Below are 22328 nucleotides of genomic sequence, written 5' to 3'. Positions count from 1 at the left end.
CGCTGCGGAAAGAGAGGAGACTCATGGCAGCAGACACGACAGCCGGCACGACCGCTCAGACCGCCCCCGCCCGCAAGCCGGCGGCTATCCTGGCCGTGGCGGCCTTCGCCGCCTTTTTGGCCACCTTCAACGAGACCTTCCTGAACGTGGGCTTCGCGCCCATCATGGCCGATCTGGGGGTGGACGTGTCCACCGTGCAGTGGCTGGCCACCGCTTACATGCTGGGCGCCGCCGTCATGGTGCCGGTCTCGGCCTTCGCCTATCGGTCCTTCCCCACCCGCCCCTTGTTCTGCGCCACCGCGGCGCTGCTGGTGATCGGCTCGGTCATCGGAGGCGTGGCCACCAACTTCGCCGTGCTTCTGGTGGGCCGCATCGTGCAGGCGCTCGGCACGGGCATGCTCATTCCCATCGGCATGAACATCACCCTGGAAATCGCCCCGCGCGAGAAGCTCGGCACCTACATGGGCATCATGGGCGCCATGACCACGCTGGGCCCCTCGTCGTCGGTCATCCTGGCCGGCCTCATCTTGGCCGTGGCGAACTGGTCCATGTTGCTGTGGGTGTTCGCCGGGCTTTCGGCTTTGTGCCTGCTGTCCGGCGCCGTTATCCTGCGCGACATCGCACACCTCACCCACCCGCGCCTCGACGCCGCCTCGGTGGCCCTCATCGGCATCGCGCTCATCGGCATCCTCTACGGCGTGTCCACGGTGTTCAGCGGCAGCGTGCCCGTGGCCTGCGTGGCAGCCGTGGTGGGCATCGTGGCGCTCGTGCTGTTCGTGAAGCGCCAGGGCAAGCTGACCGAGCCGCTCATCGACCTGCGCCCGCTGAAGATCGCGCCCTTCACCGTGGGCGTCATCGTGAACATGCTCTCGCTGCTCACCATCTTCGCCATGAACATCATCGTGCCCACCTTTATGCAATCGGTGCTGGGGACCGAGCCTTTGGTGGCCTCGCTCACGCTGTTCCCCGCTATTCTGTGCTCGTGCGTGGTGTCGCCTTTGGCCGGCCGCATCTACGACAAGCAGGGCCCGGGCATCATCCTGCCCGCGGGCTTTCTGTGCATCGCCGTGTTCTCGGTGCTCACCGGCGCCTTCATCGCCACGGCCTCGCCGGTGGTGCTGGCCGTTATCTACATTCCGGTTATCTGCGGCTCGGCCCTGGTCATCGGCCCGGTGCAGAGCTTCGCGCTCTCGAGGCTGCCCTTCGAGCTGAACCCCCACGGCGTAACCATCATGTCCACGGGCTTCCAGATTGCCGGCTGCATCGGCTCGTCGGTGTTCACGGGCGTGTACGCCGCCGTGAGCGCTGGAGCCATGGCCGGCGGCGCGCCCTTCGGCGATGCCTGCGCCCAGGCCATGCTGGTGACGGGCATCCTCGTGGGCGTGGTGGGTCTTGCGGGCCTGGCGCTCGCCCTGTGGGTGCGCGGGCAGGCCCGCAAGCCTTCCATTGAAGTGGCCGGTGCTGCAGCTGCGGCCGCAGCCGACGAGCTGGCGGCCGAGCCCACGGTGAGCGCCATCATGAAGACCGAGGTGTACACCCTGCTCGAGACGGCACTGGTGGCCGAGGCTCTGGAGCTGTTCGCCGCCAAGGGCATCTCCGGCGCGCCGGTGGTCGATGGCGCGGGCCGCGTGACCGGCTTCATCTCCGACGGCGACGTGATGGCCGCCGTAGCCGACCAGGTCCCCGCTTTCAAGAGCGCCTGGTCGTTCGTCGTGGAGCGTGAGAACGCCGATTTCGACCGCACCCTGCGCGAGACCATGGCCGCGCCCGTGAGCAGCATCGCCACGAAGAGCGTCATCTGCGTGAACGTGAACGACGACATGGGCAAGGTGGCCCGCGTGCTGTCCGAACACCATCTGAAGAAGGCCCCGGTGCTCGACGGCGACGTGATGGTGGGCATCATCAACCGCTCCAATATCACTGGCTACGCCGTGCGCCGCTACCTCAGCGAGCAGCGCGCCTAGCAGCGGGGTCCGGGGCAAAGGGCATCCGGAACGACGCCGGGATAACGAGCTCCTGGACCGGCGTCCGAGACGACAACCTCCTCGGATGCCGGATTCCCTATCCCCAGTGCTTCTCATCAAATGCCTTCCATCGGCACCACCCAACCGCAAAAGCGGCCCCACGGGGCCGCTTTTTTGGCAATCTGAATACTTGAAAAGGTTAGCAAGATACGCGATTTGAATCGAATAGTGGTTTGCAAAGTACCATTTCCCCTGATAATATAGGTTTGTAAAATACATAACAGCAGGTCATATAAGGGTAATGGTAACGCTTATGCTTAAGAGAAAAGCCGAGGAGCTGCTGCGAGAATGGAAGAACACGAAAGGCACTGAGGCCCTTCTGGTCATGGGCGCGCGTCAAGTTGGCAAAACCTTCCTCATCGACAAGTTCGTCCGCGAGCATTACCGCAATGTCGTCAAGTTCGACTTGATTGATCAGACAGAGGTGCTGAACGCATTCGATGCGGCTCGCTCCTCCCAGGATCTGTTCCTGGCCATCTCCGCGTACGCCGATGCGCCCCTCGAGAAGGGCCGCACCGCCATCTTCATCGACGAGGTGCAGGAGTGCAAAGAAGCGCTCACGCTTGTCAAGTACCTCACGCAGCGCACCGACTACGACTACATTCTCTCGGGTTCTCTCTTGGGCGTTGAGCTGAAGGGTCTCCGCTCGGCGCCCGTCGGCTATCTGCATATCGTGGAGATGCATCCTCTGGACTTCCAGGAATTCTGCTGGGCGAATGGAGTGGGAGAAGAAGCTTGGGCCGAAATTGCAGACGCCTTCACGCAAAGGCGTCCTGTCAATCAAGCTGTTCACGACCGGTTTCTCAAGCTCTTTCATCGCTATCTGCTCGCGGGGGGAATGCCGCGCCCCGTGAGCGGATTTATCGAAGATTACGACGTGCAGGCCCTTGTCAGGCGCCAGAACGACATCATCCAGCTCTATCGATACGACATTGCGAAGTACGCGAGCGGAAACAAGAAGCTCGCCATCCGCGAGATATTCGACGAGATGCCGTCCCAGCTTGATTCGCAGACCAAGCGCTTCAACTTCTCGGCCATCGCCCCTAGGGGAACCTACGAGCGATACAAGGACGATTTCATCTGGTTGGTGGATGCCGGGGTCGCCATCCCGGTTCGGAACGTATCCGAGCCCAAGCGGCCGCTTCGGCTCGTGGAGAACCGAAGCTTCTTCAAGCTCTTCATGAACGACGTCGGCTTGCTTTCAGCGGCATGCGGCATGGAGGTCGTGCGGGATCTCGTGTCAAACGACTTCAGTGTGAACTATGGAGCGATTTACGAGAACGCGGTCGCGCAGGAGCTTCACGCCCATGGCCACGGAGGCTTCTTTTTCCGCAACCGGAAACTCGGAGAGATAGACTTTCTCGTTCAGGACAGGACCAGCGTTCTGCCCATTGAGGTAAAGTCTGGGAAAACCTATAAGCGACACAGCGCCCTCACGCAACTTCTTGCGACCGCGAATTACGGGATAGAGCAGGCAGTGGTTCTCTGCGAGTCGAACGTCGAAGTGAATGGCGCCGTAACCTACTTCCCGGTGTATATGGCGGCCTTTCTGTGATCGCCCAGGTATTTTCTCCTCGATTGAAAGCGTGGGAGACCGCATACGGCAAACGCGGCGTTCAAGCGAAGGGCGAGCCCCCTGAAGGTGAAGTCCTCTCACGTCGGCATCTGGCGACCGAGAAGGCCTTCTCGTCAGTTCGCCTTTTCCGCATGAAGGATAACCATTTGCGCCTCCCCATCGCCAGAAGGGGCTCCCTGTGCGTTCGTGCTAGGTCGACAAAAACCCGCCTGGGACAACCAGCTTTCCAGCTGCTGCTGCGTGCGGGCGGCTTTCAGGCTGTCGCCCTCGGCGTAAGCGGCGACCAAATCTGCCTCAGTCGGATTTTGGGCCGCCACTGGAGCTTCCATCACCAGCAGGCCATCCGGCACCAGCACGCGCGCGCATTCGCGCAGCACGCGCGGAAAGTCGGCGAACAGCACGCAGACGTTGTTGAGATACACCACATCGAACGACGCATCAGCTAGGCCGGCTGCGGCCAAATCTTCCGGGAAGGCTTCGCGGAACTCCATATTGCTAGTCGCCAAACCGCTGCGCCGAAGGGCGGCCGGCACCGCCAACCGGGCCGCATTCACGAAATCCGGCCGCCAATCGACGCCGACCACATAGCCGTCGGTGCCCACCCGCTCACTCAGCTTGAAGACGCCCTTACCGCGACGGCAGCCCACATCCAGCACGCGCTTTCCCGCCCACGTCACCCCTTCCAACGCCATAAAGCATCGACTGGCAGCGCCGCCTTCTGCGGGCAACCCGGCATAGTGACTTTCCCAAATGGCGTTCATCGTCCAACCTCCTTATAAAACGGGGCGGCGAAACGTTACGCATTCCGCGCGCGACTTCGCTTTCTCATGCCATACCGCCCCCTTTGTTCACCATCGGCGATGTCGCGACGACGTCAGGGGCCCAGCGCGGCTACGCCGTTAGCGTAGCCAGCGGAATAACATAGATACCATCTTCCTTGCGACGGCGAGCATAGGAGCCGGCAGCCACGAGCACCGCTAGAAACTCGGGTTCCTTGTTGCGCGCGGCTGGGTTAGCAGCGACCTTCGCCCGAAGGCGGTTGAGGCTCTTGGCTGCAGCGTCCACCTTCGACTCGCCCATTTTCACCTCGAAGGCAGCCCAGCGGCCATCGCGCAATTCGATGACAAGGTCGACTTCCAAACCGTCCGCGTCCGCATAGTACCTTACGGGCGCTGCGCCTGCAGTGGGAAGCAGACTCGCATACACCGCCAAATCGTGATAACACAGCGACTCGAAGAGCACGCCGAACAGCTGACCATCGCCAAGTAGGCGCGACGAGTCCACCGACAGAAGCGACGCGGCCATAGACGGGTCATCCAAGTAGCGCTTCGGCTTCGTGCGCACTCGCGAACGCGATCTCACCGGCGCGTCCCAGCCAGGCAGCTCGTCCAAAAAATAGTTAAGGGAGAAGTCGGCAAGATAGGCGGCAACGGTCTCCTCCGTGGGTGCCCGATCGCCCGCTGCGGCGTCATCGCACAGTGTTTTCAAGGTGGCCGCCGTCCCCACATTGCGCGCAAGAGCCACCGCAACGCGACGAGCAAGAACGGGGTCGCGGCCCATCTTCTTCATGCTCACATCGAAAAGCAGATCGAGGTATTCGCCGATGGTCCCTTGAGCCCGCTCGTCGGAAGCGCCCAACAGTGCGGGCCATCCGCCGTGGCAGATGATGCCCGCATAGTCTTCCAAGGTCGCACTGTTGGCAGCTGGGGCGAAGCTGCCATCGAAAAGCCCCCTCAGCGAAACGGCACCATTGGAAACTCCGCGCTCGGCCAACGTCATGGTGCGCATGCGAATGCGGGAGATGCGTCCAGCGCCGCTATGCAGCTCCCCTTTTTCAGGAGGAGTGGAAGACCCTGTGAGAATGTACTGGCCGGGAGCGTTGGCAGCGTCATCCACGGCATGGCGCACGTGATTCCAAATAGCAGGAACGTCCTGCCACTCATCTATGGCATGGGGGCGCTCGCCAAGCAGCGCCAGAGCCGGGTCCTCCTCGAAGAGGCCGACCCCCTCATCGATGCGCACGACACTCTCAGCGAACGCACGCGACGTCCACGACTTCCCCGACCAACGCGTACCCCGAATCTCCACCGCGCCGAACTCAGCGAGACGCTTTTCAACCAGGGCGTCAATCTGGCGAGGAAGATAGCCCTGTGGCTTCAATCGCCCATAATGCGTCATGACTTAGCCTTTCTCCAGTTCGTTATTGTGAATCATAGCACAATCGTGTTTTTCGAGGATTTCCAATCGTGTTTTTCGAGGATTTCCAATCGTGTTTTTCGAGGATTACTAGCTGGAGAACTGGCGCGGTCGTGAAGTGTCGTCCTTGAGCGCGAAGGCGCGCCGGAGCCAGTTGGCTCCGGCGCGCCTTGGGATACATAAACGGTCACGAGGTTGAAGAGTTGTGAACAAGCGACCTAACGGTCTTTGTTCGAGCAGAGGAGCAGGATACCGGCCACCAGCGAGCAGAAGATGAGGGTGCATACGCCGAAGGCGACGGTGTTGGCCTTGGTGCCCTTGTAAATGCCCCAGCTGATAACCGACATGGGAATCATCCACGCCAGCGGGATGATGAGCCAGCACGAGCCCACCAACGACAGGACGCAGAAGATGAAGGCCACCAGACGCAGGTTGCGATCGGTGTCGGTCATGGGATACAGCTGCGCCGGCGCCGCGGCGGCCACCGGCTGGGCGTACACCTGCTGATAAGACACCTGGGGCTGCTCGTAGGTAGCCTGATAGGGCTGCTGCGGCTGGCTCTGGTAGGGATCATAGGCGCCCTGGCCGGCGCCGTAAGGCTGCTGCGCGGCCTGCCCCTGGCACTGCGCGCTATCGAAGGCCTGGGACGGATCGGGCGCCGCGGGCGGCTCGGGCATGCTGCTGAAGGGGTTCTGCTGGTCGGTCATGGAAGATACCTCCTGTATCGAAAATTCATGCTGCCAGTATAGCCCCTTCTCCGTGTCCGCGCCTTACCAAACGGCTTTCATTGTTGTAAGACGAAGAGAGCCCGCGCAAGCGGGCTCTCGAGGGGATGTCGCCGGGATGCCCACCGCGGGAAACGGCAAGCGACCGTCTCCACGCTAGCAGCCACATGCTGCCAGAACGGCGGCGCGGGCCTCGTCGTCGGGAGCGATGCGGGCGAGGTCGGGCCAGGCGGGAGCGAGCAGGGCTTCGGCATCGTCCAGCAGGTAGTCGCGCACCACCACCAGCGCATGGGGAAACGTCGCCGTAGGTCCTTGGGCGAGCAGCGCCACGGCTTCGGTGAGGCCGCCGCCGCGCCAGATTTCCAAACGCCCCAGCTCGTCCACCACAAGAAGGCTGGGGGCCTGAGGGAGATCCTTCGGCTCCGCGCCTTCGGCGCTCCGCTCAGGATGACACGAGGGTGCAACATCGTTTCGCTCGGGATGACACAGGGATGCGGAAGCGCTCTGCTCAGGACGGCACGCGGGTTCAACGGCGAGCTGCTCGGGGGCACGCGAGGACACGGGGGCACCCTGTTCGGAAACGTGCGAGGCAAGCTGCGCGAAGTGCGCGTTCACGCGTGCAATGGCGTCGTCGGGAATATGCCAGGCCAGCTCCGCCCGGGCCGCCTGGCTGCCCTCGTCGAACGAACCTTCCGCTCGGGCCAAGTCGCCCCGGCGAGCGAAGGGGATGTGCTCGTCACCGGGCAGGAGCACGTTATCGATGCCGAGCTTCTCGTAGCCGTTCGCATCGGCACGCTCGCCGGCAGAAGGCACCCACTGCCCCGGCGCCAGTACCCCCGCGCAGGGCACGCCGCGCGCGTACAGCTCCGCCACCAGCGACTCCAGCCAGCGGGTCTTCCCTATTTGCACCTCACCCGTTAGAAGAAACAGCATCCCAGAACCTCTCGGAACATTCCGCTCCTAATCCTCCGGCGCCAGCGAAATCTCGTCGTACACGAGGCCCAGCTCATCTTCCAAATAGTGCAGTGCTTCCGCCGCGGTCATCGCCCTCACGGGGCTCTTATCCGCCAGCTCGCTATCGCGCGTGATAAAGAGCTCCGCGCCGCTACGCAAAGCCGCATGGGCGATCAGGTAATCTTTCACATCGCGCCACTCCGACTGGAGCGCCGGCTTCAAATCGGCAGCGAACGTCCCCGAGACGAGAAAGAACTCCAGTGTCGCGATAAGCGCCTGCTTGACCTCCGACTCCGAGGCGCTTCGGCACAGAACATAGTAGGCGTCGGCATAGGATTGCGTGGTCGTCCAGAGCTGAACGTCTCCGAAATGGGCGGCGAGGCAGAGCCGCCTCACATCTGAGGCATAAGGTTCACGCGGCGCCGTCAGATCGATAAGGGCGTTGGTGTCAAGAAACAGCTTCATACTTGGCCTCCCGCGCTTCGTGGGCCACCTTCTTGGCGTAGGCCACATCGGAGGGGATGTCGATGCCCAGCTGGCACGACGACAGCTTGGCCGAGAACAGCCGCCGTTGCTCGGGAGAAAGCTCCTTCCGAACCGCCTTTTTCTTACTCGACGGCGCATACGGCAGGGATCGCTCCGCCAGCAGGTAATCGAAAGCGGCCTTGACAAGCTGGGTCTGAGTTGCCCCCAGCTCCTCCAAGCGAGCGCAGCCCTGATCGAACAGGGCATCGGGGATACGCGCGGAAACCATTCTGCTCATAGAACCCCTCCTGCCATCAAGAATGTCTGACGTATGACATTCTATGGCAACCGAGAGTAGTCGTCAATCATCTTGATCGTGTCAGCCGCAGAATGTCCTCGCGGGAGGATACGTCCAGCTTGCGGTAGATGTTGTGGATGTGCGTACGGGCCGTGTTCGGCGAGATGAACAGCACGCTGGCGATGTAAGACCCGTTGTGCCCCTCGGCCAAATACGGCAGAATCTCGCGCTCGCGAGCCGTCAGGCCATGCGCGGCGGCCAGCGCAGCGCACCGTTGCGCCAAGCTGGCGGCTTCCGCGACAACGGATGCGCCCGAAACTTCGGGAGAAAGAGCGACGCCCATTTCCGAAGCAGCGCCATCGGCAGGGCCGCCGCCCCAAACGGCTCGATCCTCCACCGGCAAGGCGCCATCGGCTTCGGACAAAGCGCCTTGCGCCTCCGACCGCCGACGCACATAGGACACCAGCACCAGCGCAAAGGCATACAACGTGGTAGTGACGGTAACGGCTACGGAAATCATCTCGTCGGGCAGCGCCCCGCCTACCTGCTGACCGATAAACGATGCGCCGCAAAACGCGCACAGCGCCACCGAGAACACCAAGTCGGCCGAGAACTCCCCCGCATGGGCCACGGCGCACAGCGTGGCCAGGGTCAGCACAGCAGCCACCGAGTACAGCCCGTAGGTCAGCCAATCCGACACCGCCGCCCCCGCATCCAACGTGGCCGTGATGCTGCCGCCCGCCAGCACCACCAGGGCGCAGATGGGCAGAAAAGTCTGCTGCAGGCCGCCGGGCAGCAGAAAGGGCCCGCGCTTCAGCAGCGCGAAGACCACGATGCCCGCCCCCGACAGCGCCAAGGCCCCCAGGTACGCGCCCTGGCCCTCGTTGAAGGCCGTGCGCATCACCGCCATAACGAAGGCGAACGCCACCAGCCCCAAGCTGGACATCCCCGCCACATCGAACAACGACGCCAAAGCCGGGCGCGACTCGAGCGTGGGGTGGCCCTCTTCCGGCGCGCTGGACACCGCGTCCGAAAGACTTTCGGACTCGAAGGCCCCTTCCGCCATTTGGGGTTCGTGAACCGCCAGGGGAATCACAACCGCCAGGGCCGAGCACACGAACAGCAAAGCCAGCATGCCTTCCAGCGGCAGGCAACCGTACAGAAAATCAATCCCCGCCGACAACGCCGAGGCCGCTCCCACCATCACAAGCGCCAAGCGCATGGACAGGCGCCGGGCGCACACGCGCCCCCACACCAGCACCAGCCCACCGTCGGCCACACCCGCGGCAACGCCCAGCAAAGGGTACACCGCCGGCACGTCAACGGCGAAGTAGCACGCGAATCCGAAGCCCAGAGCACAGCACAAATACGCCACGGCAGCGCAGGCCCCCAAAGCCGTGAAGGGGATGGGTCGAATACGCCGGGCGCTTACCGCCACCAACGCGACGCCCACCAGAGTGGCCACGAGCAAGGTAGTCTCGGCGAACAGCCCCATGAAACCCGCAGGAGCCACATCGATTCTGAACACGGGAAATCGCAAGAAGCCGATGACCGTTCCCGAATAGATGAGCAGCGACGAGAACAATCCCGCCAACCCCAGCACCAGCAGGACCAACAGCCCGCGGGACGGCCGGGGCCTCACGGCCGCCGCAAAGGACTTCGTCATCATGCGCCTCTCCCTCTCCCGCGCGACAATTGCCGAACTGCGCGACCTTCCCGCATCGCAGCCCCGCGCGCGGATCTTCCCACTCCCAAACCATCGCCCGAGCGCGCAGGAGACAGCCCGGTGATGCTCGGGGCATTATACCAGGCATTTGCTCAAGATTATTCCCTGCAACTTGCCTCACCTGGGAAAACTCCGAGACTCAATGAGAAAATACGTAAAAGCGTTGAGGCGTTCCAACCACCTTGAACGGGAAATATCGACGCTTTTTCGGATGGCAGCGCACGAGTCGGCGCGGCATGATGGGCGCAGCGCAACGGATTCGCCGCTGCGCGACCCGCAGCGAGGCCGGCTTCAACCGCCGCGCTGCCGATTCCGATAGTCGATTGATAAGGAGAGGGAATCATGGAACTGTCTCGTAGGAACTTCATCGTGGGTGCCGGCGCCGCAGGCGTGCTGGGCGTGATGGGTCTGGCCGGCTGCGCGCCCCAGGCGAAGACGGAAGCCGCCGCCACCGGCGAGCTGAGCACCACCGGCACTGCCGCCACTCGCCCCGACTTCTATATGTGCGACGAGGATTGGCTGGGCGCCGCCCCCGAAATCGCCGATGTTGCCGACACCCAGGACTTCGACGTAGTTGTGGTCGGCGGCGGCCATGCCGGCACCCAGGCAGCCTTGGCCGCAGCCCAGCAGGGCGCGAAGGTGGCCGTCATCGAGAAGCACAACGACGGCGAGATCGTCTACCGCGGCGACGACATCTGCTCCTACAACTCCGAGCTGCTGCAGAGCTGGGGCTTCGGCCCGTACGATCTGGACGAGATCGTGAACGAGTACGTGCGCCGCGCCAATGGCCGCTGCAACACCGAGGTCATCCGCTCGTTCGTGTACAACTCCGGAGAGATGATGGACAATCTGGCGTCGCTTATTCCCGACACCTCCAACGTGTTCGACTACGCGGGCAACGAGTGCATCGTGCAGATCGCCTACGACAAGCCCAACGGCTCCGATTACCCGGTGGAGATTTCCGGCTACAAGATGTGGGCCTCCACCGTGCAGACCGTGGGCACGCAGAACGCCCAGCCCGTGGGCAAGGCCGGCCTGACCGGCATCTCGCGCCTGACTGAGATCGAGACCTACTGCCGCGACGCCGCCGAGGATCTGGGCGCCGTATGGAACTGCGGCATGACCGCCGTGCGCTGCGTAAACGACGAGTCCGGCGCCGTGACCGGGGTTATCGCCCAGGACGCCGACGGCAACTACGTGCAGTTCAACGCCGCCAAGGGCGTCATCCTGGCCACCGGCGACTTCGGTGCCAACACCGACATGGTGTGGGAGCTGTGCAGCGAGTGCGCCGAGAACGCCATGCGCCACGGCGTCGATCGCGAGATGCTGACCGGCATGACCGACTGCGACGGCTCGGGCCACAAGATGGGCTGCTGGGCCGGCGGTGCCATCGAGAGCCACCCGCGTCCCGTGGCCGGCGACGCTCCCTCCATCTCCTTCGGCCCCTGGGGTTCTACGCCCTGCCTGTGGCTGAACTGCAAGGGCGAGCGCTTCATGAACGAGTCCTTCGCCGGCCTAGTGCTGGCTCAGTCGGTGCGCCAGCCCATCAATCTGGAAGGCGCCATGCGCGGCAACTTCGCCATTATGGACAAGAAGCACATGGACTACATTAAGGCAGGCGGCCTGGACCACGGCGCTCCCAACTGGGGCTTCCCCGAGGGCATCGAGGAATATCAAGCCCAGATGGATGCCGCTGACCCGGCGGCCGGCACCGTGAACGTGCGCGGTCTGGAGATCGCCAACCGCGGCATGGCCATGACCAACGACGTGTTCGTGGGCAGCACGGTGGAAGAGGTGCTGAAGAACGCCGGCTTGGAAGGCGAGGCCCTGGAGAACGCGAAGGCCGCCGTGGAGCGCTACAACGAGCTGTGCGCCGCCGGCAAGGACACCGACTTCGGCAAGCCGGCCAATAACCTCATCCCTATCGACGAGGCTCCGTTCTACATTGCCGCCCAGAACACCCCGAACCTGTACGGTCCGGGCCTGAACACCCTGGCCGGCCTGTGCGTGAACGGCAACTACCAGGTGCTGACCGCCGACAAGAACGCGGTGATTCCCGGCCTGTACGCCGTGGGCAACACCATGGGCGAGCGCTACGGCAACGCCTACAACTGCCCCTCGGCCGGCAACAACATGGGCAACGCCATGACCAGCGGCCGCGTGGCCGGCAAGCACGCCGCCACGAACTAGCGAGCAAACGCGAATCAGCGGGCATCCAGCCGCGCAGGCCATCAGTTCGCTGATTCTCCGCCGTCGGGCGCAGGCCTTACGGCCGGCGCCCGAACGCTCGCCTCAAAACTTACCCTCCCCCTCCAAGCGCCCCGCCCCTCCGCGGGGCGCTTCTTGCGATCGGGCTTACCCCAGAAGGTCGGACACCTTGCCCAGCAACGGCTCGAAGCTTACGCCGCGGGCCTCGAAGTTAGGCTGCTTGGCAGACACCACCATGGCGTCGGCCGTGAAGTCGGCGGCGAAGCGCGTGGCCTCGGCCAAATCGCGCCCGGCCATCACCGCGGCCAGAAGGGTGCTCGCGAACACGTCGCCGGTGCCGTGGAGCATGTAGGGCAGCTTGGCGTTGGTGGTCTCGGTGAAGTCCACCGAGTCGCCCCACACGTAGTTGTGGATGAGCCCGTCGCCGTGCTCGATGCCCTTCAGCACCACGTTCTTCGCGCCGCGCTCGCGCAGCTCCAGCATCATGGCGCGCACGGTTTCCTCATCCACGTCGGCGCCTTCCCACTCGCGGCCCAAGATGATGGCCGCCTCGGTGAGGTTCGGCGTGAGGATGTCGGCCCCGTTGGCCAGCTCGCACATGGCCGCCACCAGCTCGGGGGTGTAGGTGGGATACACCTTCCCGTGGTCGGCCATGACCGGATCCACCACGCGCAGGGCATCCGGGTAGGTGTCCCACACGTGCCGGATGATGTCCACCTGCTCCGGCGCGCCGAGGAACCCGGAGTACACCGCGTCCAACTCCACGCCGATGCCGGCCCAGGCCGCCAGATAGTCGCCCAAAATGTCGGTGGTGTCGTGCATGTACCAGCCGGGGAAGGCCGTGTGGCTGGAGAACAGGCCCGTGGGCACCGGGCACACGTCGCAACCAGCCGCCGACAGCACGGGAATGGCCACGCCGAGCGAGCACTTGCCGTAGCCGCACAGGTCGTGGATGGCAGCGACACGGGGGATGTAGGCACCTTCGCGTTCGTAGAGGTTTGTCATGAGCGTCCCTTCGAAATCAGCCGGCCGCATGGTCGGCACCTGCAGGCTCAAAAAATCGCTCCCCATTCTAGCCCTCTTGAACCCGGTGCGGCCTTCGCTTTTTCCGATGGCACAGCGTCGTTTTGCTCTAGCGGTTCTCTATGGAGCCGATATTCTTGAGTGCGATTTCAATGCGCCCGTCGGGGGTGCTGAAGAACTCGATGAAATCGGAGTTCTCGCCGTACTCGGCGGGGAAGGTGACCTCGATGCCCGTATCGGTACGAATTTTGTGGTTGCGGGTCACGCGCTTGGCCACGACCTTCTCCACCACGACGCGCTCGGGGATAGCGCCCTCGCCCACGGCGCGTTCGAAGCGCTCGGCCACGCGCGGCTGGTCGGCGAACACCTCGCGACCCAGCTCGTGTGCGTCCACCTCATCGGATTCGTCGGCGTTTTCGGCCACGTAGGCCTTGGCACGCGATAGGGCCACAGCGGTGTTGGCACCGAACTCCTCGGCCACCTCTTCCACCACCGTGGTCACCGCCTCAAGCACTTCGCGCGACGAGGCTTCCATGGAGCACTGCAGTAGGTCATCGGGAATGAACCAGCGCTTCTCGCCGGCGATTTCGCGCTCTTTGTCCACGAACCACACAGCCATGTCATCGGCAGAAATGAGCGCGAAGGACGCCACCTTCTGCGACGGATTCGGCAGAATGGCATGATGCCGCGCGATGGTGGTAGCCGTATCGCCGAAGTCATTGCTACCCACCTCGTGCATGTAGGCCTGGCGGCTCTCCAGCAAGATGATGGCGAAGTAGCGCGGACCACGGGCCTTGTAGGCAGCCTCGGCCTCCTCGTCGGTCATCTCGCGCACGGTTTGGTCGGTATCGCCTTCGAAGTCGATGACGAGCAGGTCGGTGGAGGGAGTCTTCTCCATGCGCGACAGCTCGCCCACAACAAACTCGCCAATTTGCTGGGACAACCCCACGAAATCGCGCTCGCCGCGGAAGTAGGCGCGCAGCTCCTCGGCAAACAGGCTGTTGGCCGCGAAGGTGCCGCGCTTGCTATCCAGGTTGCTCAGCGCGCGCTTGGCCTGAGATGTGACGTAGCGCTTGGCCGTCTTGTTCGCGAAATCCATCGGCGCTTGGGCGAACACGTTCACGCAAGACACGAAATCGAACACGTGCAGAATGGCGTTGTTGATGATCATGGAGCTCTCTTTCCAAGGGTATGCGCCTCAAATCGACTTTTTCTGCCATCGAAAAACGAGCCTCTGACCTGCTGTTATTCAGCATAATGCCTGGTCAGAAGCTTGGCAGAAAATGACGATTTGAGGCGCACGCAAACCGATTCGTATAAATGCCATTATAAAGAAGATTCCCTTATTGCGGCTCCAGCCACAGGTTGAGGTCGACGTCGGTGGGGATACCGGGAACCGAGCCGGCGTTGGTGTACTGCCAGATGACGAAATCGAACGGTGCCGTCGGGCTTTCCGCGCCGTATTCGGCAAGCCACACGGGGTAGGCCTCGCGCAGCTCGGGCGAGAGGCGCAGCAGATCGCGCTGGTTTCCGTAGAGCAGGGGCTTATAGCCCGCCGCAGCGATGACCTCGCAGAAGACGCGAGCGTTGGCGGTCAGCTGGTCGCCGGACAGCCCGTTGGCCCGAGCGCCGTCGATTTCCACCGGTTCGTGGTCGTAGGCAACAGAGACGAAGGTGGCACCGGCGGCTTCGGTTTCGCGCAGGTTGGCCAAGGCGAATTCCGCTTCCTCGCGCGCCTCGTCCTCGTTAATGGCCTGGGAGAAGAAGTAGGCGCTCACCTCGATGCCCGCCTCGCAGGCGCGGATGGCGTTTTGGTAGAAGAACTCGTCGGCGGAAAGCGCGCCCTCAGTAGCGCCGCGATTGCCAATACGGGCGAAGGAGAACTGCACGCCAGCGTCGGCTACGGCAGACCAGTCGATGTCGTTGCCCTGGTGCTCCGACACGTCAATGCCCCAACGCGAACGAAGCTCGCCATCTTCGAAATACTCCAGCTTGTCGCCGTCGCGGGTGAGGCCCGCCCAATCGTAGGGGCTCACATAGGGCGCGATTTCGGCCACCTTTGACGGCTCGGACGAAGAGCCGCAGCCGACGAGAAGCCCCGCCATAGCGCACGCAGCTCCGGCAACAAAGCTGCGACGGGTAAGGCGCAGGGATCGCTGCGGCAGGGTAATATCTCGCTCGTTCGAATTCATGAGCGCCATTGTAATCCAGGGTTTAACCTACTTCCGCAAGTTCCCAAACAGTCCACGCAAAAGCTGGCGGCTGGTCTCGCGGCCGATTTGCCCGATGACGGAACTGACCGTTTTCATAGCCTGGTCGCGCTGCTTCTCGGCGGCGCGGGCCGCACGCTCGGCCTCCTTTTCTGCGGCCTTGGCAGCGCGTTCCTCTTCTTTGGCCGCGGCCTTGGCGACGCGGGCCTCTTCGGCGGCTTTCTGCTTCTCGAACGCGGCACGCTCCTTTTCCAACTGGGCTCGCTCAGCGGCCAGCTCATCGGCCTCGGCGGCAGCGCTTTTTTCGGCGGCAATCTTCTCGTAGGCGCTCTCGCGGTCGATAGCCTCGCCGTACTTCTCTACGAGCTGAGCCTGGGCCTCGGCCACCTTTGCTAGCGTCTCGGCGCTGGCGGCTCCCATATTGCACTCCGGCGGCAGCACCTTGGCGCGCTCCACCACGCACGGCTGACCATCCTCGTTCAGCAGCGACACCAGCGCCTCGCCGGTTCCCACTTCCAGAAGCGCCTCGGCGGAATCGAAGGCCGGGTTCGCGCGGAAGGCCGCTGCGGCCGCCTTCACCGCTTTCTGCTCGGCGGGCGTGTAGGCGCGCAGGCCGTGCTGGATGCGGTTGGAAAGCTGAGCGAGCACCTCGTCGGGAATGTCGGAGGGCGATTGGCTGATGAAGTAGACGCCGACGCCCTTGGAGCGGATGAGCTTCACCGTCTGCACAATCTTGTCGGTGAGCTCCTTGGGCATGCCGTCGAAGAGCAGGTGGGCCTCGTCGAAGAAGAACACGAGCTTGGGCTTGGGAAGGTCGCCCGCCTCGGGCAGCATCTCGTAGACTTCGCTGAGCATCCACAGCAGGAACATGGCATACACCTGGGGAGACGCCATGAGCTTTGCCGCGTTCAGGATGTTCACGGTGCCCTGACCGGCCTCGTCGGTCACGAGCCAATCAGTGATGTCAAGGGCCGGTTCGCCGAAGAAGATGTCGCCGCCCTGTTCCTCCACCGTGAGCAACGCACGCTGGATGGCGCCGACGGACTGCGACGACACGCGCCCGTAGAGGGTTTCCACCTCGCTTGCATGTTCGGCCAGGTAGCCCAGCATGGCGCGCAGGTCCTTCAAGTCGATGAGCAGCATGTTGTTATCGTCGGCTAGGCGGAAGGCGATGGCCAGCACGCCGCGCTGCACATCGGTGAGGCCGAGCAGGCGGGCCAGCAGGTCGGGCCCCATGTCGGAGATGGTAATGCGCACGGGAATGCCGGCGCCGCCGAGCATGTCCCACAGGCGCACATCGCAGCCGCGCGGCGTCCAGCCCGCAGCACCCAGAGAGGCGGCGCGCTCGCGAATCTTCTCAGTATCCTCGCCGGGCTCGGCCATGCCGGTGACGTCGCCTTTCACGTCGGCCATGAACACCGGCACGCCGGCCTGGGCGAACCCCTCGGCCAGCACCTTCATGGTGACCGTCTTGCCCGTGCCTGAAGCGCCCGCGATAAGCCCGTGGCGGTTCGCCTGGTTCAATAGCAGATAGCAGGGGTTCTCCCCCTGTGCTACCTTGATTTTGTCGCCTTCGAGCATGAGGTCCTCCTGACACGAGGGGATAAGCGTCGTTGCCCCCATGATACGGGAGCCGTCCCGCCCCCGCGCCCGCCCCGCGAACCCGTTGGCATACCGTTTCGCCTGGGGCTTGAACAAAAAACCGCCCGGCACAAGGCCGGGCGGCTCGTCAAAATCGGAGGCGCCAGGGAGGGAGAGCGCCTCGTTCGCAGAAGGCGGTTACAGCTCTTCGTTCGACTCGTAGGCCTGGCATTGCGCCAAAGCCTCGGCATAATCGCGCTGGTAGGCCGCCACTTCCCGCTTGAGCCCGTCCAACTCAGACGCGGGCATCAGCGCCGCCTTCGCCTCCTCAATCGAGGCAAAAGGACTGGCCTCAAGCGTCCGGGCCAGGTCGCGCTCAGCGTTCTGGAAGGGCCCGATGCGGTAGCCGCGCTCCATACCGGCGAGCATCACCTGGCGGTTCAGCTCGTAGCGCTCCTCGTCGGGCGCCTCTTCGGCCACTGCGCGCTCCAGCGCTGTCTGGGCAGCGACCACATGGGCCTCCGCCTCGGTCAGCTGCGCCTTGCGGGCCGAAACAGCCCGACGCAGCCGGTCAATCTCCTGGGCGGAGAGGGCGCGTGCCAAAGCAGCGCCCTTCTCTTCCATCGCCGGCAGCTCGTCATAGAGCTGCGAAAGTCGCTCGAAAGCCTGATCGACCGACACTAGATCTCCTGGTACACGCCGGCCAGCTGCTCGCCGAGGCACTTGCCCTCAACCAGGCAGCGGCCGTGGCTGTTGCCCTGGATGTTGATCGGGTAGTCCACCGCGTAGATGTCGCCAGCGCAGTTACCGATAGCGTACAGGCCGGGGATGGGCTCGTCTTCGGCGGTGAGCACCTCGAAGTTATCGGAGATGTGGATGCCGCCCACAACCGACAGCAGACCCGGAGCCACCATGCAAGCCGTGAAGGGGCCCTGCTCAATGGGGAACAGGAAGTGGTTCTCCTTGAAGAAGTCGGTGTCCTCGCCCTGCTTGCACAGCTGGTTGTAGCGCTCGACGGTCGCCTTCAGCTCGGCCGGGTCCACCTCGATGAGCTCGGCGAGCTCATCGAGCGTGTCGGCGCGCTTGTAGTAATCCGGCACGTCGGTCAGGCCGTTCTCCACCGTTCCCGTGTGGCCGTCGACGGCAGCCTGGTAATCGGAGCCGTAGGGGCGGAACGTATCCCAGAACATGCCGCCGCCGTGCTCCAGCGAGCCCAGCAGATCCTTCTGCCAGTTGGCATCGAAGATGGACCAGGCGTGGTCAGCGCCGCCGTTGTACATCACGCCCAGGCACTTGCCCTGCACCCAGGTGGCCTCGTTCATGAAGCGCTTGCCGTCGGGGTTGACGAACAGGAAGGGGCCATGGAAGGTGGCGGCTGCCTGCGGGTGCATCATGGTCGGCCAGGGGCCCTCCTGGAACGCACCACCGGCCCAAGCGGCCATGTTGTGGCCGTCGCCCACGTTGCCCTGATCGGAGCACAGGCGAGTGAACACGCGATTGGCCACCGGCGCGAATTCCTCGATGTACTCATCGTTGTAGCTGATGTCTCCCGTGGCGAGCACGACGCCGGCAGAAGCGTTGTACTGCACGTAGTTGCCGTCCTTGTCCTGGCAGATGGCACCGGTCACACGGCCGGACTCGTCCTGCACAAGCTGCACGGCGGGCATCTCGTAGACGAACTCGGCGCCGGCCTTCAAGGCCTCAGCCTCGAACATGTACTCGACAAAGTCGGCCATGGAGTGCTCTTCGAAGATCGGGCCACCGGACATAAAGTGATAGCAGGCAATCTCGGGGTGCACCGTGGAGTTGGAGCCCACCGTCACCATGCAGTTGGCGCCGTTGGCCTCGGCCATGTCCAAAAACCAGTTCATGCAGCGCTCAGACTCGCGGAACCACTTGCCCACAAGCGACTCGCGGCAGCGATTGCCACAGGTAGACACCCAGCGCTCCATCTCCAGCGACTTATCGAACTTCAAACCCAGATCATCCAGGGCACGAGAGGCGATGGCGCCCGTGCCGCCCACGCCATGGCCGTTGAGTACGGCGTCCTTCTCAACCAAGATGACCTTGGCGCCGTTCTCAGCAGCGCTCAGCGCGCAGCAGGTGCCGGAATAGCCGCCACCAATAATGAGGACCTCGGTGTCGACGGTCTCGGAAATCTGATCGGCCGCGATGGGCTCGGGCTTCACTTCCCAGGTGTGCTTGGCGGCCTCACCGGTCTCGGACAGAGCGGCGTCGCTCTTGGCGCCCTCGGTCTGCGGAGCGCATCCGGCCATGCCGAGCGCAGCCACGCCGGCGGCGGAAAACGCAGCGCCCTTGAGCAGATTACGTCGAGAAATGCTCGTAGTCATTCTTTCTTCCCTCCATATTCTTTCGAACAAGTCGCTCCCACGCCTTGTGTGCGAAGCGACGGCTTCGAGATTCCTCACGCCCGAAGCTTGCGACTACTATGCCCTCTCGCATGCGCAGACGTAAGCCACATAATTGGGTAATTTCGCACTAAAACCTCTCCGACCTAAAGCGCGGCATCACCCTTTTAAGGGGGACATATTTTGGGTTGTTTTTAAGTTTTGCCAGCTCAACACTAGATTAGAGGAAATCATTCCTTATAAGCGTCCGTCATCGCTCCCCAGCGCAGCTGCTACAATGAGCGCGGGAGGAGAAATGCCAATGCAACGTGCCAAAAGGCTTTTGGAAGGACTGCGCGTCCATCATCTCGGCTTCGGGTTCTTCTGGACCGTCACCTTCATCGCGCTTTCAAGCTTTCAGGACACTGCCGGCGGCCCCGATCTGTGGCGCACCTACGTTCTCGCCGAGCAAACCGTGCTGCCCTTTGCCGTAGGTACTCTGGGTACCCTTTGCGCGCTTCGGCAGCGCGAGCTTCCCTACTGGACAGCCTCGGCCGCAAGCTTCATGTTAAGCGGCGCCGCGCTTCTGTACTTCCTCATGTTCTCTTTTGCCCAAGGGGACGCGGCCCTCGCTTTTGTGGCGGGGGTTCTCATGGGCGCCTCGTGCGCGTTGTTTTTCCTGCTTTGGGAGCTGTTCTATGTGTCCGAGGGACAGCAGCGCGCGCTCATCTGCATCCCGCTTTCCGCCGCCATGTCGGTAGCTCTCTACCTTCTCGTCTCGCGCCTCCCGCTGATTGCCGTCGTCTTCATCGCCGTCGCGCTTCTCCCCTTCCTTGCGCTCTTCAGTCTGCAGAAGAGCCTTCAGGAAATCGAGATGGACTTTGTGCCCCCATTCACGCGGGCAACCCTCTCCAAATCGATCAAGGACCTGTGGCGGCCCGTGCTCTGCGTTGGCATCCTCGGGTTTTCGTGGAAGCTCATGGCGGGTTTGGGAGGCTCGGGCAGCGAGGCCGGATCGCTCCCCGTCCTCATCGCCTTTGCCACCGCGGCGCTCCTGGTTGTGGCCCTTGAGCTTTTCCTTTCGAAAGGCTTCGACATTCTGCACATATACCAGCTGCTCTTCCCTGTTCTCACCATCGTGTTTCTTCTGCCTTCGCTGCTCGGGGACCAGTACACCGCCCTGCTCAACACCTTCCTTATGTTCGGCTTCGAAACGGTGAACCTCCTTCTTATCATCACCTGCGCGGTCTATTCCGTGCGAAACGGCCTGCCTTCTTCGCCGTTGTACGCCCTCGCCATTGCGCCCGTTCTGTTCGCCATGTCGGCAGGCAGCATCACAAGCATGGCCCTCGGCCCCGCACTTTCCAACGATTTCGCCCACAACGCGAACCTGGTATTGCTGTGCATTGCGCTGCTTTCCATCGCCCTTATCCTAATTACCCGGAGCAAGCAGCGTGTGCCCGCCTCAGTGACCGACGCGGAACTGCTCGATGCCGCATCGCTGAACCTTTCGAAGCCTTCGCAGAAACCATCTAGCACCGAGGCGATGGCTGAAGCGTCCGCCGATGCGCCCGATACGACAGAAGACGCTCGCCATCTGCGCATCCGGACTTACCTGGACGAGCGCGGCCTCTCTCCTCGTGAGACGGAAGTGGCCGAGCTGCTCATGAAAGGGCACAGCGTCTCGGCCATTTCCAACAAGCTGTTCATTTCGGAGAACACCACTCGCGGTCACGCGAAGAGCATCTACAAGAAACTCAACGTACACAGCCGCCAGGAACTGGTCGATTTGGGAGACCAACTGTCAGAATAGGGTGCCAGCGGAAGCATCACTGCCCCAAGAGAGGAGCCCCTCATGACCGACCAAGCACTTGCCAGTTTTGAAGCCAAAGACGGTACGGGCACCTGGGAGGTTTTCACTTGGGGGCTCATCGTTGACGGCAGGCGCTATCACTTTACGAAGCAGTCGCATATCGTGTGCGCCGGCCTGCCCGGACGTACCGAGAAACGCGTTTACCAAACAGAGGAAGAGGACGATGGCTTCGGCGCCATTGCGGCCTTGGCGGTTTACCAGGAAACCGGCAGCCTCACCGACGCCGGCCTGGCCGCCTGGGCCCTCGGCGGCTCGCGCGTTCGCACCAACATCGACACCCGCGAAATCCCCGGCAACGTGACGCTTTCCATCGGGCACTTGCGCATCGGCCGCCGCAAGGACCTGTCCTTGCGCTATCGCGAAGACGGCCGCTGGGTGCAAGTCGGCACCATCCAGCACTTCGCCGACGCAACCCTCGCCGCCATCCGCGCCTACCGCGCAAGCGCGCTGTAGGCGCTCAGCTTCCTAGCACGCCGGTAGAGGCAGACGTCCCCGAAATCAGGCCACAACGATTCCAACGCATTTGCTCTGAATGACTACACCAGAAAGCTCATAACAAGCGAAACCATGATTTCCTTTTCATCTGGTTTCGATTCGGCGGTCATGATGGTTGTCGCCACCAGTGCGCTGTCGCTTACGATCTTCTGACCATCTTTGTAGAGGAGGCCATTCTTCTCCAAAAAGTAGAGGAAAACGGTAGCAGCGATGCGCTTATTCCCATCGGACCGGCACAGGTTCTGCACCAACTGAAAGTGGCAGCCAACTACAGCAAGCCGGCCATGCACAAGTGCGGTCTGCGCAGCTTCACAAACGGGAAGGGCGCGTTGGTGAAAGTGCTCTACAGGTTCGGCGACGGCAAGCTGTCGCCGAAGAAGCTGAAGGAACGGCCTCGGCTAAGACGGCAACGAGATCGTTAGCGCGGCCGAGAAGGTCCAGAAAACCGGCTATGTGCGCCTCGCTACCAACAAGAAGGGCAAGGCCACGGGCGTCGACTACGGCACCATCGCCGTCAATGGCTGCCACGACCGCAAACCTGGCCGCCATCACGACCGGGGATGCAGCCGACCCTAAAAACAGCGTATAAGAGGGCTACCGAGCAAGCGAACTCGGCAGCTTTATTG

20 protein-coding genes are annotated in these 22328 nt (G+C 62.9%); 6 read left to right on the top strand and 14 right to left on the bottom strand.

Annotated features, from left to right (window positions below; translation table 11 throughout):
• Nucleotides 1–23: 23 nt before the first annotated feature.
• Nucleotides 24–1964, top strand: a complete 1941-nt coding sequence (locus VJ923_RS03410) for an MFS transporter (RefSeq protein ID WP_326438541.1) — start codon at nt 24–26, stop codon at nt 1962–1964.
• 313 nt (nt 1965–2277) lie between these two features.
• Nucleotides 2278–3579 (top strand): ATP-binding protein, encoded by a 1302-nt coding sequence (locus VJ923_RS03405; RefSeq protein WP_326438539.1) that lies wholly within the window; start codon nt 2278–2280, stop codon nt 3577–3579.
• Between the two features lie 134 nt (nt 3580–3713).
• Here the strand turns inward: VJ923_RS03405 and VJ923_RS03400 are convergent, their stop codons facing one another.
• From VJ923_RS03400 to VJ923_RS03370, 7 genes are all read right to left on the bottom strand, one after another.
• Nucleotides 3714–4361, bottom strand: coding sequence for a methyltransferase domain-containing protein (locus VJ923_RS03400; protein ID WP_326438537.1), 648 nt, complete (start codon nt 4359–4361; stop codon nt 3714–3716).
• Between the two features lie 130 nt (nt 4362–4491).
• Nucleotides 4492–5778 (bottom strand): ATP-binding protein, encoded by a 1287-nt coding sequence (locus VJ923_RS03395; RefSeq protein WP_326438535.1) that lies wholly within the window; start codon nt 5776–5778, stop codon nt 4492–4494.
• Nucleotides 5779–6014: 236 nt separating this feature from the next.
• Nucleotides 6015–6503, bottom strand: coding sequence for a hypothetical protein (locus VJ923_RS03390; RefSeq protein WP_326438533.1), 489 nt, complete (start codon nt 6501–6503; stop codon nt 6015–6017).
• A 174-nt stretch (nt 6504–6677) separates the two neighbouring features.
• The gene (locus tag VJ923_RS03385; RefSeq protein WP_326438531.1) at nt 6678–7454 is read right to left on the bottom strand and encodes a hypothetical protein; all 777 of its coding nucleotides are present in this window, start codon (nt 7452–7454) and stop codon (nt 6678–6680) included.
• Nucleotides 7455–7481: 27 nt separating this feature from the next.
• The gene (locus VJ923_RS03380) at nt 7482–7940 is read right to left on the bottom strand and encodes a type II toxin-antitoxin system VapC family toxin (RefSeq protein WP_326438529.1); all 459 of its coding nucleotides are present in this window, start codon (nt 7938–7940) and stop codon (nt 7482–7484) included.
• Nucleotides 7924–8238, bottom strand: a complete 315-nt coding sequence (locus tag VJ923_RS03375; protein WP_326438527.1) for a hypothetical protein — start codon at nt 8236–8238, stop codon at nt 7924–7926. The genes VJ923_RS03380 and VJ923_RS03375 overlap by 17 nt, the downstream gene beginning before the upstream one ends.
• 67 nt (nt 8239–8305) lie before the next feature.
• Nucleotides 8306–9907 carry a helix-turn-helix transcriptional regulator gene (locus VJ923_RS03370; RefSeq protein WP_326438525.1) on the bottom strand — a complete coding sequence of 534 codons (1602 nt, stop codon included), beginning with the start codon at nt 9905–9907 and terminating at the stop codon, nt 8306–8308.
• A 399-nt stretch (nt 9908–10306) separates the two neighbouring features.
• Here VJ923_RS03370 and VJ923_RS03365 point away from each other — a divergent pair, with 399 nt between their 5' ends.
• Nucleotides 10307–12154, top strand: a complete 1848-nt coding sequence (locus VJ923_RS03365) for an FAD-binding protein (protein ID WP_326438524.1) — start codon at nt 10307–10309, stop codon at nt 12152–12154.
• Between the two features lie 165 nt (nt 12155–12319).
• On the opposite strand, the gene VJ923_RS03360 is transcribed toward VJ923_RS03365, so the two are convergent.
• From VJ923_RS03360 to VJ923_RS03335, 6 genes are all read right to left on the bottom strand, one after another.
• Nucleotides 12320–13177, bottom strand: a complete 858-nt coding sequence (locus VJ923_RS03360) for a pyridoxamine kinase (RefSeq protein ID WP_326438521.1) — start codon at nt 13175–13177, stop codon at nt 12320–12322.
• 127 nt (nt 13178–13304) lie between these two features.
• Nucleotides 13305–14366, bottom strand: a complete 1062-nt coding sequence (locus VJ923_RS03355; RefSeq protein WP_326438519.1) for a nucleoid-associated protein — start codon at nt 14364–14366, stop codon at nt 13305–13307.
• Nucleotides 14367–14538: 172 nt separating this feature from the next.
• Nucleotides 14539–15387, bottom strand: coding sequence for a glycoside hydrolase family 25 protein (locus VJ923_RS03350; RefSeq protein WP_326438517.1), 849 nt, complete (start codon nt 15385–15387; stop codon nt 14539–14541).
• Between the two features lie 27 nt (nt 15388–15414).
• On the bottom strand, nt 15415–16986 hold the full coding sequence (locus VJ923_RS03345; protein ID WP_326438515.1) for a helicase HerA-like domain-containing protein: 1572 nt from the start codon (nt 16984–16986) through the stop codon (nt 15415–15417).
• A 198-nt stretch (nt 16987–17184) separates the two neighbouring features.
• On the bottom strand, nt 17185–17667 hold the full coding sequence (locus VJ923_RS03340) for a hypothetical protein (protein ID WP_326438513.1): 483 nt from the start codon (nt 17665–17667) through the stop codon (nt 17185–17187).
• Nucleotides 17667–19337 (bottom strand): FAD-dependent oxidoreductase, encoded by a 1671-nt coding sequence (locus VJ923_RS03335; protein WP_326438511.1) that lies wholly within the window; start codon nt 19335–19337, stop codon nt 17667–17669. Before VJ923_RS03335 ends, VJ923_RS03340 begins: the two co-directional genes overlap by 1 nt.
• A 133-nt stretch (nt 19338–19470) precedes the next feature.
• Here VJ923_RS03335 and VJ923_RS03330 point away from each other — a divergent pair, with 133 nt between their 5' ends.
• Both VJ923_RS03330 and VJ923_RS03325 read left to right on the top strand, forming a co-directional pair.
• Nucleotides 19471–21147 carry a helix-turn-helix transcriptional regulator gene (locus VJ923_RS03330; RefSeq protein ID WP_326438509.1) on the top strand — a complete coding sequence of 559 codons (1677 nt, stop codon included), beginning with the start codon at nt 19471–19473 and terminating at the stop codon, nt 21145–21147.
• A 42-nt stretch (nt 21148–21189) separates the two neighbouring features.
• Entirely contained in the window at nt 21190–21660 is a 471-nt protein-coding gene (locus VJ923_RS03325) for a hypothetical protein (RefSeq protein ID WP_326438507.1), read from the top strand.
• Nucleotides 21661–21743: 83 nt separating this feature from the next.
• On the opposite strand, the gene VJ923_RS03320 is transcribed toward VJ923_RS03325, so the two are convergent.
• Nucleotides 21744–21992 (bottom strand): hypothetical protein, encoded by a 249-nt coding sequence (locus VJ923_RS03320; RefSeq protein ID WP_326438505.1) that lies wholly within the window; start codon nt 21990–21992, stop codon nt 21744–21746.
• Nucleotides 21993–22155: 163 nt separating this feature from the next.
• Between VJ923_RS03320 and VJ923_RS03315 the strand changes: the two genes are divergently transcribed.
• On the top strand, nt 22156–22278 hold the full coding sequence (locus VJ923_RS03315; RefSeq protein ID WP_326438503.1) for a hypothetical protein: 123 nt from the start codon (nt 22156–22158) through the stop codon (nt 22276–22278).
• Nucleotides 22279–22328: the final 50 nt, after the last annotated feature.

Origin of the sequence: Adlercreutzia shanghongiae (assembly GCF_035830635.1) — a bacterium.
GTDB lineage: Bacteria > Actinomycetota > Coriobacteriia > Coriobacteriales > Eggerthellaceae > Adlercreutzia > Adlercreutzia shanghongiae.
This window is presented reverse-complemented; position numbering and strand designations above follow the sequence as displayed.

Excerpts from the sequence above, each read along its gene's own strand:
- VJ923_RS03410 (WP_326438541.1), top strand. The coding sequence starts at position 24 with ATGGCAGCAGACACGACAGCCGGCACGACCGCTCAGACCGCCCCCGCC.
- VJ923_RS03405 (WP_326438539.1), top strand. The coding sequence starts at position 2,278 with ATGCTTAAGAGAAAAGCCGAGGAGCTGCTGCGAGAATGGAAGAACACG.
- VJ923_RS03400 (WP_326438537.1), bottom strand. The coding sequence starts at position 4,361 with ATGAACGCCATTTGGGAAAGTCACTATGCCGGGTTGCCCGCAGAAGGC.
- VJ923_RS03395 (WP_326438535.1), bottom strand. The coding sequence starts at position 5,778 with ATGACGCATTATGGGCGATTGAAGCCACAGGGCTATCTTCCTCGCCAG.
- VJ923_RS03390 (WP_326438533.1), bottom strand. The coding sequence starts at position 6,503 with ATGACCGACCAGCAGAACCCCTTCAGCAGCATGCCCGAGCCGCCCGCG.
- VJ923_RS03385 (WP_326438531.1), bottom strand. The coding sequence starts at position 7,454 with ATGCTGTTTCTTCTAACGGGTGAGGTGCAAATAGGGAAGACCCGCTGG.
- VJ923_RS03380 (WP_326438529.1), bottom strand. The coding sequence starts at position 7,940 with ATGAAGCTGTTTCTTGACACCAACGCCCTTATCGATCTGACGGCGCCG.
- VJ923_RS03375 (WP_326438527.1), bottom strand. The coding sequence starts at position 8,238 with ATGAGCAGAATGGTTTCCGCGCGTATCCCCGATGCCCTGTTCGATCAG.
- VJ923_RS03370 (WP_326438525.1), bottom strand. The coding sequence starts at position 9,907 with ATGATGACGAAGTCCTTTGCGGCGGCCGTGAGGCCCCGGCCGTCCCGC.
- VJ923_RS03365 (WP_326438524.1), top strand. The coding sequence starts at position 10,307 with ATGGAACTGTCTCGTAGGAACTTCATCGTGGGTGCCGGCGCCGCAGGC.
- VJ923_RS03360 (WP_326438521.1), bottom strand. The coding sequence starts at position 13,177 with ATGACAAACCTCTACGAACGCGAAGGTGCCTACATCCCCCGTGTCGCT.
- VJ923_RS03355 (WP_326438519.1), bottom strand. The coding sequence starts at position 14,366 with ATGATCATCAACAACGCCATTCTGCACGTGTTCGATTTCGTGTCTTGC.
- VJ923_RS03350 (WP_326438517.1), bottom strand. The coding sequence starts at position 15,387 with ATGAATTCGAACGAGCGAGATATTACCCTGCCGCAGCGATCCCTGCGC.
- VJ923_RS03345 (WP_326438515.1), bottom strand. The coding sequence starts at position 16,986 with ATGCTCGAAGGCGACAAAATCAAGGTAGCACAGGGGGAGAACCCCTGC.
- VJ923_RS03335 (WP_326438511.1), bottom strand. The coding sequence starts at position 19,337 with ATGACTACGAGCATTTCTCGACGTAATCTGCTCAAGGGCGCTGCGTTT.
- VJ923_RS03325 (WP_326438507.1), top strand. The coding sequence starts at position 21,190 with ATGACCGACCAAGCACTTGCCAGTTTTGAAGCCAAAGACGGTACGGGC.